This window comes from Burkholderia sp. (genome assembly GCF_018375725.1).
GTDB lineage: Bacteria > Pseudomonadota > Gammaproteobacteria > Burkholderiales > Burkholderiaceae > Burkholderia.
The window spans coordinates 1-10222 of sequence record NZ_JAHACR010000135.1; the positions used below are offsets into that span (position 1 = coordinate 1).

Annotated in this window: 11 protein-coding genes and 1 tRNA gene; 3 read left to right on the forward strand and 9 right to left on the reverse strand. The window is 64.9% G+C overall.

Annotated elements, in window-relative coordinates:
* The 3 genes from KH616_RS15010 to KH616_RS15020 all read left to right on the forward strand — a co-directional run.
* On the forward strand, positions 1-546 hold a 546-nt coding region (locus KH616_RS15010), incomplete at its 5' end, for a bifunctional ornithine acetyltransferase/N-acetylglutamate synthase (protein WP_292247462.1).
* A gap of 19 nt (positions 547-565) precedes the next feature.
* Positions 566-1435: an ATP-binding protein gene (locus KH616_RS15015; RefSeq protein ID WP_292247465.1), complete on the forward strand. Its 870-nt coding sequence runs from the start codon at positions 566-568 to the stop codon at positions 1433-1435.
* Positions 1432-1875 carry an NUDIX domain-containing protein gene (locus KH616_RS15020; RefSeq protein WP_292247468.1) on the forward strand — a complete coding sequence of 148 codons (444 nt, stop codon included), beginning with the start codon at positions 1432-1434 and terminating at the stop codon, positions 1873-1875. The genes KH616_RS15015 and KH616_RS15020 overlap by 4 nt, the downstream gene beginning before the upstream one ends.
* Positions 1876-1925: 50 nt before the next feature.
* Here KH616_RS15020 and KH616_RS15025 read toward each other — a convergent pair whose 3' ends face one another.
* The 9 genes from KH616_RS15025 to KH616_RS15065 all read right to left on the reverse strand — a co-directional run bounded on the left by KH616_RS15025 (position 1926) and on the right by KH616_RS15065 (position 9770).
* Positions 1926-2123 (reverse strand): DNA gyrase inhibitor YacG, encoded by a 198-nt coding sequence (locus KH616_RS15025; RefSeq protein WP_292247471.1) that lies wholly within the window; start codon positions 2121-2123, stop codon positions 1926-1928.
* A gap of 28 nt (positions 2124-2151) precedes the next feature.
* Entirely contained in the window at positions 2152-2907 is a 756-nt protein-coding gene (zapD, locus tag KH616_RS15030) for a cell division protein ZapD (RefSeq protein WP_292247473.1), read from the reverse strand.
* Positions 2908-3035: 128 nt separating this feature from the next.
* Entirely contained in the window at positions 3036-3644 is a 609-nt protein-coding gene (coaE, locus tag KH616_RS15035; RefSeq protein ID WP_292247476.1) for a dephospho-CoA kinase, read from the reverse strand.
* Between the two features lie 3 nt (positions 3645-3647).
* Positions 3648-4556 (reverse strand): A24 family peptidase, encoded by a 909-nt coding sequence (locus tag KH616_RS15040; protein ID WP_292247479.1) that lies wholly within the window; start codon positions 4554-4556, stop codon positions 3648-3650.
* A gap of 42 nt (positions 4557-4598) precedes the next feature.
* A complete protein-coding gene (locus KH616_RS15045; protein ID WP_292247482.1) occupies positions 4599-5810 on the reverse strand; it encodes a type II secretion system F family protein in 1212 nt (403 codons plus the stop codon).
* The gene (locus KH616_RS15050; RefSeq protein ID WP_292247484.1) at positions 5807-7066 is read right to left on the reverse strand and encodes an ATPase, T2SS/T4P/T4SS family; all 1260 of its coding nucleotides are present in this window, start codon (positions 7064-7066) and stop codon (positions 5807-5809) included. Before KH616_RS15050 ends, KH616_RS15045 begins: the two co-directional genes overlap by 4 nt.
* Positions 7067-7149: 83 nt before the next feature.
* Positions 7150-8442 carry an HlyC/CorC family transporter gene (locus KH616_RS15055; protein WP_292247487.1) on the reverse strand — a complete coding sequence of 431 codons (1293 nt, stop codon included), beginning with the start codon at positions 8440-8442 and terminating at the stop codon, positions 7150-7152.
* 145 nt (positions 8443-8587) lie between these two features.
* A tRNA-Pro gene (locus tag KH616_RS15060) sits at positions 8588-8664 on the reverse strand.
* Between the two features lie 194 nt (positions 8665-8858).
* On the reverse strand, positions 8859-9770 hold the full coding sequence (locus KH616_RS15065; protein WP_292247490.1) for a polyprenyl synthetase family protein: 912 nt from the start codon (positions 9768-9770) through the stop codon (positions 8859-8861).
* Between the last annotated feature and the right edge of the window lie 452 nt (positions 9771-10222).

Sequence of the window (10222 nt, forward strand, 5' to 3'; positions counted from 1 at the left end):
GACACGTCGACGAACGACTCCTTCATCCTGATCGCGTCGGGCACGAGCACGCTGCCGGCGATCACGTCGACGGATTCGCCGGCTTACGCGGCGCTGCGCGATGCGGTGACCGAAGTGGCGCAGGTGCTGTCGCAGCTGATCGTGCGCGATGGTGAAGGCGCAACGAAGTTCATGACGGTGCAGGTCGAGGGCGGCAAGAACGTCGCCGAATGCCGTCAGATCGCGTATGCGATCGGCCATTCGCCGCTGGTGAAGACTGCCTTCTACGCGTCCGACCCCAACCTGGGCCGGATCCTCGCGGCGATCGGTTATGCGGGCGTGACCGATCTCGATGTCGGCAAGATCGACCTGTATCTGGACGATGTGCTGGTCGCGAAGGCGGGCGGCCGCAATCCGGCTTATCAGGAAGAGGACGGCCAGCGCGTGATGAAGAACAGCGAGATCACGATTCGCGTGTTGCTCGGCCGCGGCGACGCGCAGGCGACGATCTGGACGTGCGACCTGTCGCACGACTACGTGAGCATCAACGCGGACTACCGTTCCTGATCGGGCGGATTCGAACGATATGGACAAGCTCGAACAGTTTCTGGCGCGCGCGGAGGGCTTGCTCGGCCGTCTCGAAGCGATGCTGCCGCCGTCGCCGGCGGCCGTCGACTGGAGCGCCGCGCATGCGTTCCGCTGGCGCAAGCGCCAGGGTCGCGGCTTCCTGCAGCCGGTGCCTGCGGTATCGTCGATCACGCTCGCCGATCTGCACAACATCGATCGTCAGAAAGGGCTGATCGAACAGAACACGCGGCAATTCGTGCAGAAGAAGCCGGCGAACAACGTGCTGTTGACCGGCGCCCGCGGCACCGGCAAGTCATCGCTGATCAAGGCGTGCCTGAACGCCTATGCGAACGACGGGCTGCGTCTGATCGAAGTCGACAAGGACGACCTGCACGATCTCGGCGATATCGTCGAGCTGATCGCGCAGCGTCCGGAACGCTTCATCGTGTTCTGCGACGACCTGTCGTTCGAGGAAGGCGAGTCCGGCTACAAGGCGCTGAAGGTGGCGCTCGACGGCTCGATCGCTGCGCAGTCCGACAACGTGCTGATCTATGCGACGTCGAACCGTCGCCATCTGCTCCCCGAGTACATGAGCGACAACGAGACGTACAAGCATCTCCCCGACGGCGAGATCCATCCGGGCGAGGTCGTGGAGGAGAAGATTTCGCTGTCGGAACGGTTCGGTCTGTGGGTGAGTTTCTACCCGTTCAAGCAGGACGATTACCTCGCGGTCGTCGCGCACTGGCTGCGTCATTTCGGCTGCGACGACACCGAGATCGAACAGGCGCGCGGCGACGCGCTCGTCTGGGCACTCGAGCGCGGGTCGCGTTCGGGGCGCGTTGCCTGGCAGTTCGCGCGCGACTGGTCGGGCCGCAAGGAGCAGGCATGAGCGCGGATATCGCAAAGGGCGCCGTGCGTGCGCCCGATGGCCGGAAGGTGACTGAAGTCGCCGTCGGCATCATGGTGCAGCCCGACGGTCGCTATCTGCTGGCGCAACGCCTGCAGGGCAAGCCGTACGAGGGTTATTGGGAGTTTCCGGGCGGCAAGCTGGAGGCGGGAGAAAGTGTGGAGGACGCGCTTGCGCGCGAACTGCACGAGGAACTGGGTATCGTCGTCACCGAGTGCCATCGCTGGCATACGCTCGAGCACGACTATCCGCACGCATATGTGCGGCTCTACTTCTGCAAGGTGACCGGCTGGACGGGCGAGCCGCACAGCAAGGAAGGGCAGGCGTTCGTCTGGCAGCATTTGCCGGTCGACGTCGCGCCGCTGTTGCCCGCAGCGTTGCCCGTGCTCGAACTGCTCGCGCAGGACGAGGCGCAACGCTGAGATCCGGAGGGCGGCTTGCCGGTGACCGGCGGGCCGCGCCGACCGGCGGCTTAGCTGTCGCGGCGCCGGTCCGCTTCGTCTTCCTCGGACAGCGGCGCGTCGTCGGTGCTGCCGATCCGGTATTTCTCGGCAGCCCATGCGCCGAGATCGAGTTGTTTGCAGCGGGCCGAACAGAAGGGCCGGAAGCGATTTTCCGGCACCCAGCGCACTTCGGCGCCACAGGACGGGCATTTCACAACGGTAGTCATACGAAAACGTCGAGCCGCCGCGCGGCCGTTACAGATTGCACAGTGTCAGGTGGAACGGGACGTCGATGTCCACCGCGCGCGGCCGCACATCGCCGTCCTGCATGGTGAACCGTACCCACAGCATGTATTTGTTGGCGCTGGCCTCGGGAATCACGTGCAGTTCCGGCGCCACGCGGACCTGCATCAGTTGATACGTGCGGCCGGACAGCATCTGCTGGTAGCTGCCCTGCATCGCCATCACCTTCGATGCCTGGCCCGACTCCCGTGCGAGGCGCAGCACGATCGACGCCGCGTCGCGCAGCGGCAGCAGCGGCGCGATCCATTTCGCGATGTCCTGGCGTCGCTGTTCGGCGGGCCATTGTTGCCATGCGTAATACGACGGCAGATCGAACTTGCAGGTGCCGCCCGGAATCACCGCGCGGCTGCGGATGCTCGCGAGCCACTCGTTGTCGACCAGATGCTGGCCCGTCTTGCCCTGCATCTGCGTGAGATTCGCGAGCGTCTGCTCGATCTCGTCCAGCACCGCATCGAGCGCATTCTGCTCGATGCCCGGATTGCCGCGAAAGGGCGCAAGCGTCTGGCGCTGGCGTTCGAGTTCCTTCATCAGATCCGATTTCAGATCCGCGCGGCCCGTGACCTCGGCAATTTCAAACAGGGTTGTCAGCGCGACGTGATGTTCACGTGCGTCTTCCTGCGCAACAAAGAACGCGAAGCGCTCGAACAGGTCTTCGAGGCGCAGCAACGTGCGGATTCGCTCATTAAACGGATACTCGTAAAGAATCAAGCGCGCTCGCCTCTCGCGTAGGGAATAACACAATGCAGGACATTCTAATGCCCACTGTGTACCCTAGCAACGCGCCAATTTCGTGCGCGATCCGGGAGCGGTGCCGCGGACAGGGCCGTGCACCGCGATCATTGCACCGCAGCGGCGCAGGCGAGATAGCGCTGGTGCAGTGCATCGACCTGGGCATCGAGCGCATCGTGCGTTGCCGCGTCGTTGACGATGACATCGTCGGCGGCCGAAAGGCGCGCGTCGCGTGACGCCTGCCGGGCGATGATCGCTTCGACCTGCTCGCGTGCAAAGCCGTTGCGGCGCATCACCCGCGCGATCTGGGTTTCGACGTCGCAATCGACGACCAGCACGCGATCGACTCGTGTGTTCCAGTTGCCGGATTCCACGAGCAGCGGCACGACCAGCATTAAATACACGCCTTGCGCTTCCCGGCTTTCACGATCGGTCTCCGCGCGAATCAACGGATGCGTGATCGCTTCGAGCCGACGCTTCGCCGTATCGTCGCTGAAAATCAGTGCGCGCATCTTCGCGCGGTCGAGCGAGCCGTCGGCGGCGACGTAGTCCGCCCCGAAGGCCTGCGCAATCCCGGGCATTGCGAGTCCTCCGGGCGCCGTGATGCGATGGGCAATCAGGTCGGTATCGACGATCGACACGCCGCGGGCTGCGAACAGGTCGGCGACGGTCGTCTTGCCGCTGCCGATGCCGCCGGTAAGTCCTACTACAAACATGAATCAGCCTCCGAGCGCCAGATAGAACGGCGTGCCGAAAAACAGCGTTGCGGCGCCGCCTGCCGCGAGAAACGGGCCGAACGGAATCGGCTCTTCGAAGCGCATGCGGCCGCGCCACATCGCGATGAGGCCGACGACTGCACCCGTCACCGCGGCAAACAGCACCACCTGCGGCAAGGCGGCCCAGCCGAGCCAGGCACCGAGCGCGGCGAGCAGCTTCAGATCGCCGAAGCCGATGCCCTCGACGCCGCGCAGCCACCTGAACAGCCAATAGATCGACCAGAGGAACAGATAGCCCGCCATCGCGCCGATCACGGCCGCGCGCAACGAGGCAAACGTGCCGCCGAGATTGATCGCGAGCCCGGCCCAGAGGAGCGGGAGCGTCATCGAATCGGGCAGGTAGCCTGTCTGAATGTCGATGGCGCTCATGGCGAGCAGCGCCGCGCACAGGCCAAATGCGGCGAGGGCGGCAACGGTCGGCCCGAACACGGCAAGCGAGCCGGCCGCGAACAGCGAACCCGCCAGTTCGATCAGAGGATAGCGGACGCCGATCGAATGGCCGCACTGGCGGCAGCGTCCGCGGAGCAGCAGGTAGCTGACGAGCGGAATGTTTTCCCACGCGCGCAGCACGTGGCCGCAATGCGGACAGGCGCTGCGTGGATGCCATAGATCGTAGCGCGCCGGATAGCCGTCGTCCGGCTCGGCGGTCTTGCCGGTCGCTTCGGCGAGTTCCGCTTGCCATGCGCGCTGCATCATCACCGGCACCCGGTGGACGACCACGTTGATGAAACTGCCGATGCACAGGCCGAGCACGATGGCGAACGCATACTGGGCGACGGGAGGCAGCATCGCCAGTGCAGACAATGTGCTCATCGGCGAGTCCGGGGCGGCGTACAGCGGTACGGGCGTCATGGGCGGAATTCGAACTAAAAGGCGACAGATTCGGTTGCGATGCTACACCACGTTGCCCAATTGAAGGATGGGCAGGTACATCGCGACGACGAGGCCGCCGACCAATGCGCCCAGCACAATGACGATCAGCGGCTCGCCCAGTGCGGCGAGCGTGTCGAGATGCGCATCGAGCTGGCGTTCGCACAATGTGGCGATATCGGCGAGCATCGTGTCGAGCGTGCCGGTTTCCTCTGCGACCGCAATCGGCTGCACGACGTCGCTGGGAAAGCAGCCGGCGGCGCGCATGGCATCGGCCAGACGCGCGCCGCGCAGCACACGTGCCGCGATGTGCGTGGTCGCCCGCTCGAACACCGGATGACCTGCCGTGCGTTCGAGCGTTGCAAACGCATCGGCGAGCGGCACGCCGGAGGCGAGCAGCGTCGCGAGCGCGCGGCACCAGCGCGCGGCGGCAAGCTGGCGCATCGCGGCGCCGGCGAACGGTGTGTGCAGCAGGCGTTGCGCGAGTGCGTAGCGGAGCGCGCGTGAATGCCGGATCGCGCGCTGAGCCGCGAGCACCGCCGTGGCAACGCATGCCAGCAGCGGGCCACCCCACGCCGACATGCCCGCTGCGAGCGCCAGCAGCATGCGTGTCGGCGCGGGAAGCGCGGCACCGAAACCGTCGAAGATCTGACGAAACGTCGGCACGACCCACAGCATCAGCGCGACCGTGATGGCGAGGGCAAACAGCACAACGGCGACCGGATACGCCAGCGCGGCACGCAGCTTGCGCCATTGCGCATCCGCCCGTTCGCGGTGATCGGCGATGCGTGTCAGCACCGCGCCGAGCGCACCGGACGATTCGCCCACTTCGATCAGTTGCCGGTACAGCGAGCCGAAATGCGCCGGGTAGCGTGCCAGCGCGGCAGCGAAGCGCCGTCCGCCGACGATCTCGCGTGCGAGGCCGGCGGCAATGCGCGGCATGCCGTCACGTCCGTCGGACTGCGCGAGTATGCCGAGCGACGGCGCGAGCGGCAGGCCGGCTTGCAGCAGACTGGCGAGCTGTCGGGTGAATCGCGTGACGTCGCGTGCCCGTGCGCGCGGCGGCCGTGCCGCACCACGCTCGTCGAGCGACAGCACGGTTACGCCGCGTCGCTTGAGTGCGTCGCGCGCACCGTGGGCGTCGAATGCGATCGCGACACCACGGCATGGCCTGCCGTCGCTCAACCGACCGCGCCAGGCAAAGCGCGTTTCGCGCGGCGGCGCCAGCGCGTTCATGCGGCGGGTGTCGCGGCGAGTGCTTCCGCGAGGCTCGTCGTGCCATCGTGGACGCGGGCGAGCGCGGCATCGCGCAGGCTGCGCACGCCTTCGCCTTGTGCGTGCCGGGCGAGTTCGCCGACACTCGCCCGTGCAACGACCCGATCCCTGAGCCCCGATGAAACCGGCATCATCTGATGAATGCCGATGCGGCCCCGGTAGCCGATGCCGTGGCATGCATCGCAGCCACGCGCGACGAATGGCCGCCAGCCCGACTCGAGAGCGGACGGTTCACATCCCGCCTCACGCAACAGGCGCGGCGGCGCGTCCGACGGTACGCGGCACATTGGGCACAGACGGCGCACCAGCCGTTGCGCGGTGACGAGGCTGAGTGCGGCCGCGAGGTTGTATGGCGCGACACCGATATCGAGCAGCCGCGCAATGGCCGCGGGCGCGTCGTTGGTGTGCAGCGTCGACAGCACGAGATGACCGGTCTGCGCGGCCTTGATCGCGACGTCGGCCGTTTCCGCATCGCGGATCTCGCCGACCATGATGATGTCGGGATCCTGGCGCAACAGCGCACGCAACGCGGTGGCGAAGGTCAAGCCGGCCTTTTCGGCGACACCGACCTGATTGATGCCGTCGAGCTGGATTTCGGCCGGATCCTCGACGGTGCAGACGTTGTGCGTATCGCGATCGAGCATCTGCAGCGCGCAGTACAACGACAACGTCTTGCCGCTGCCGGTCGGGCCGGTGACGAGCACGAGGCCGTGCGGCGCGCGGATCGCGGATTCCATCATGCTCGCCTGCTGCGCATCGAAACCCAGACGCGCGAGCGAGAGATCCGGCGGCAGCGTGTCGAGACGGCGCAGCACGAGCTTTTCGCCGAACAGTGTCGGCAGCGAACTGACGCGGTAGTCGCCGCGCTCGTCGCCGGTGATCGGGATGCGCAGCCGGCCGTCCTGCGGAATGCGGCGCTCGGCGATGTCCATCCGCGCAAGCACCTTGATGCGGGTGACCAGCGCGTCGCGAAGATGAACGGGCGGACGCGCGTAATCGTGCAGTACGCCGTCGATGCGCAGGCAGATGCGCCAGCCGGCTTCGAACGGTTCGATGTGAATGTCCGATGCGGCGCGCGTGCGCGCGGCGTGCAGCGTATCGGCCAGCAACCGTACTGCAGGCGCATCGTCGAGCTGGGCGGCATCAAGGGGAAGGGGCGCGGCGGCCGCCGCCGGGAGGGGCGTGCCGGACACTTCCGTGGATGGGGTGAAAAGCATGAGCGCCGGCACGCAGGCCGCCAGATGACCGTGACCGGCTCATGATCGTGCGGCGAAGGCCGCACCGGCAGTCGGCCGTCCGGCTAACGCACGATGCCGCGCATGGTGCGCGACGGGCGCGGTCTGAACAGCTTGACGGTGCGCACCGCCTGATCGTCGCTGCGCATCACTTCGAGCATCACGTCGCCGATCTTCACGCACACGTCGCCCTCGGGGATTTCCTCGAGGACTTCGAGGATCAGCCCGTTGAGCGTCTTCGGCCCGTCGGTCGGCAGCTTCAGGTGCAGCCAGCGGTTCAGCTCGCGCAGCGGCATGCTGGCCGCGACGATGCATTCGCCGTCCTCGTTCCAGCCGCCGGCATGTTCGGTGCGCGGCATCGACGTCGTGAATTCGCCGATCAGTTCCTCGATGATGTCCTCGGGCGTCACGAGCCCTTCGAGTTCGCCGTATTCGTTGACGACGAGGGCCGTGCGGTGGCGGCTCTCCTGGAAGTACTGCAACTGCTGGAAAACCGGTGTGCCGGATGGCACGTAGTACGGCTCGGCGAGCAGCGAACGCAGCATGTCCCGATCGAAATCCTGATGGTGCAGCGAGGTCAGCGTTTTGCGGACGTGCAGCACGCCGAGCACCTTGTCGATGTCGCCCTCGTAGACGACGAGCCGGTTGTGATAGCAGGTTTCGAGCTGATGCAGGATGTCGTCGAACGGCGCGTTGAAGTTGAGCGACTCGATATGGCGGCGCGGCACCATCACGTCGTCGACGGTGATGTTCTCGAGGTCGAACAGATTGAGCAGGATGCTGCGGTGCTTGGTCGGCATGAAGCTGCTCGACTCGAGCACGATGGTGCGCAGTTCGTCGGCCGACATGCGCTGGTCGCGGCCCTTCTTCGTGTTGATGCGGAGTACCCACAGCACGCCGTTCGCCAGCGCATTGACAGTCCAGACGATCGGCTTGAGCACGCGCATGAGCGGCGCGATGACGAGGCTGGCGGGCAGCGCGATGCGCTCGGGAAATGTCGCGCCGACGATCTTCGGGGCGATCTCCGCAAACACGATGATCAGGAACGCGACGATGCCGGTCGCGATCGACAGCGCAACGTTGTTACTGCCGAACGTGTGCAGCGCGATCGACGTCGTGAGGACCGGGATGATCGTATTGAACAGGTTGTTGCCGATCAGGATCACGCTGAGCAGCAGGTCGGTGCGGCCGAGCAGGCCCTGGGCCGTTTTCGCGCCGAGTGCGCCCTGGCCGGCAAGGTGTTTCAGACGATGGCGGTTGAGCGCCATCATCGCGGTTTCGGAAATGGAAAAGAAGCTGGAGCAGAGGAGAAGCAGAAAGACGGCGCTGATTTGCGCCCATAAGGGAATTTGGTCCACGCGTCGGAATGGGCAGTGAAGGACAGGGATGGAGGGAATATAGCAGAGGCCGGCGGCGCGATCGTGTCGCACCGCGATACGGTGCCGTGCGGCCCGCGGGCAAAAAAAAAACCGTGCACGCTTGTGCACGGTTTTTTTACAAATCTGGTCGGGGTGAGAGGATTCGAACCTCCGGCCTCTACGTCCCGAACGTAGCGCTCTACCAGGCTAAGCTACACCCCGATTTGGATTTTTCGAAGCTTCAGTTTTTCAAAGCTGCTGCGTCGTCAACCAAGAACGTAACTATACCAGTGCATTTTCTGGAATGGAAGCTTTTTTTGAAAAATTTTTGGGAGACTTCCATTCCATCCATGCAACTTCATGCCACGCACGATCGGATGCGCGGCGGGCGGAGTCCATGCTCCGCCGTTTCGCGCTCAGGACTGCCGCGACGTCGAGTACAGGCACAGCTCCAGCAGGCTTTCCTTATAAACGGAATTCGGGAACGACGCGATCGCGGCGGCTGCGGCCTGCGCTTCCTGGCGCGCGCATTCGAGCGTGTGGTCGAGTGCGCCCGAACTCGTGATCGCTTCGAAAATCGTGTCGAAGCGGTCGGTGCCGCCTTGCTCGATCGCCTCGCGTGCGAGCTTCGCCTGTTCGGGCGTGCCGCGCTCGATCAGATAGATGAGCGGCAGCGTCGGCTTGCCTTCGCGCAGGTCGTCGCCGGCGTTCTTGCCCATCGCCTCGGCTGTGCCAGCGTAGTCGAGCCAGTCGTCCATGATCTGGAACGCGGTGCCGATGCGACGCCCGTATTCTGCCGCGGCGGCCTCGGTCGCCGCATCGGCGCCCGACAATACCGCGCCAAGGCGGGCGGACGCCTCGAACAGCTTTGCGGTCTTGTAGCGGATCACCTGCATGTAGCGGGCTTCGTCGACGTCCGCGTCATGCATGTTGAGCAGTTGCAGAACTTCGCCTTCGGAAATGATCGTCGTCGCTTCCGACAGGATCTCCATCACGCGCATCTTGCCGACGCCGACCATCATCTCGAACGAGCGGGAATAGAGATAGTCGCCGACCAGCACGCTCGCGGCGTTGCCGAACAGCGCATTTGCAGTCTGGCGGCCGCGCCGCAGTTCCGATTCGTCGACGACATCGTCGTGCAGCAGCGTGGCCGTGTGGATGAATTCGACGACGGCCGCGAGCACGTGCCGCTGGTGCGACGTTTCGCCGAGCGCGCCGGCGACGAGCAGCAGCAACGCCGGCCGCAGCCGCTTGCCGCCCGCACCGATGATGTATTCGGCGATCTGGTTGATCAGCAGGGCCAGGATAATCGGGAAGATGAAGCCCATGACCAATGTCCACAGGGAAATGCGGATGGTGTTGGTCATAATCTCACCAAACAGCGGATTGTGGAAGAATTCCAGGAAGTATTTGAAACCGACGAATTTGCCGCCGGTCAGGCCTTTGGTCGGATCGAACTCGCGGAAGGCGAGCTGGATGCCCCACATCGGCACGTAGGAGAACAATCCTACGAAGAACAATGCCGGAGCGGAAAGAATCCACAACTGCCAGTAGCGACGTAAATGGTCGGCGATACGATCGAGCAGACCTGGTTTCTTGCGGTCGGGAGCCGCTTCCATCGCCACGGTCCGTGCAGCAACGCCTTGCGATGTTTGTGCACTCATGTTGGTCTCCAATTTAGGATGATTGCTAGGGAACAAAAGTGCGGGGTCCGACGGCATTCACAGGAGAGGAACGAATCCGTGCGATGGACCCCGCGGTATTGCTTGGCTACTTGGTG

Excerpts from the sequence above, each read along its gene's own strand:
- KH616_RS15015 (WP_292247465.1), top strand. The coding sequence starts at position 566 with ATGGACAAGCTCGAACAGTTTCTGGCGCGCGCGGAGGGCTTGCTCGGC.
- KH616_RS15020 (WP_292247468.1), top strand. The coding sequence starts at position 1,432 with ATGAGCGCGGATATCGCAAAGGGCGCCGTGCGTGCGCCCGATGGCCGG.
- KH616_RS15025 (WP_292247471.1), bottom strand. The coding sequence starts at position 2,123 with ATGACTACCGTTGTGAAATGCCCGTCCTGTGGCGCCGAAGTGCGCTGG.
- coaE (WP_292247476.1), bottom strand. The coding sequence starts at position 3,644 with ATGTTTGTAGTAGGACTTACCGGCGGCATCGGCAGCGGCAAGACGACC.
- KH616_RS15040 (WP_292247479.1), bottom strand. The coding sequence starts at position 4,556 with ATGACGCCCGTACCGCTGTACGCCGCCCCGGACTCGCCGATGAGCACA.
- KH616_RS15045 (WP_292247482.1), bottom strand. The coding sequence starts at position 5,810 with ATGAACGCGCTGGCGCCGCCGCGCGAAACGCGCTTTGCCTGGCGCGGT.
- KH616_RS15050 (WP_292247484.1), bottom strand. The coding sequence starts at position 7,066 with ATGCTTTTCACCCCATCCACGGAAGTGTCCGGCACGCCCCTCCCGGCG.
- KH616_RS15065 (WP_292247490.1), bottom strand. The coding sequence starts at position 9,770 with ATGGGCTTCATCTTCCCGATTATCCTGGCCCTGCTGATCAACCAGATC.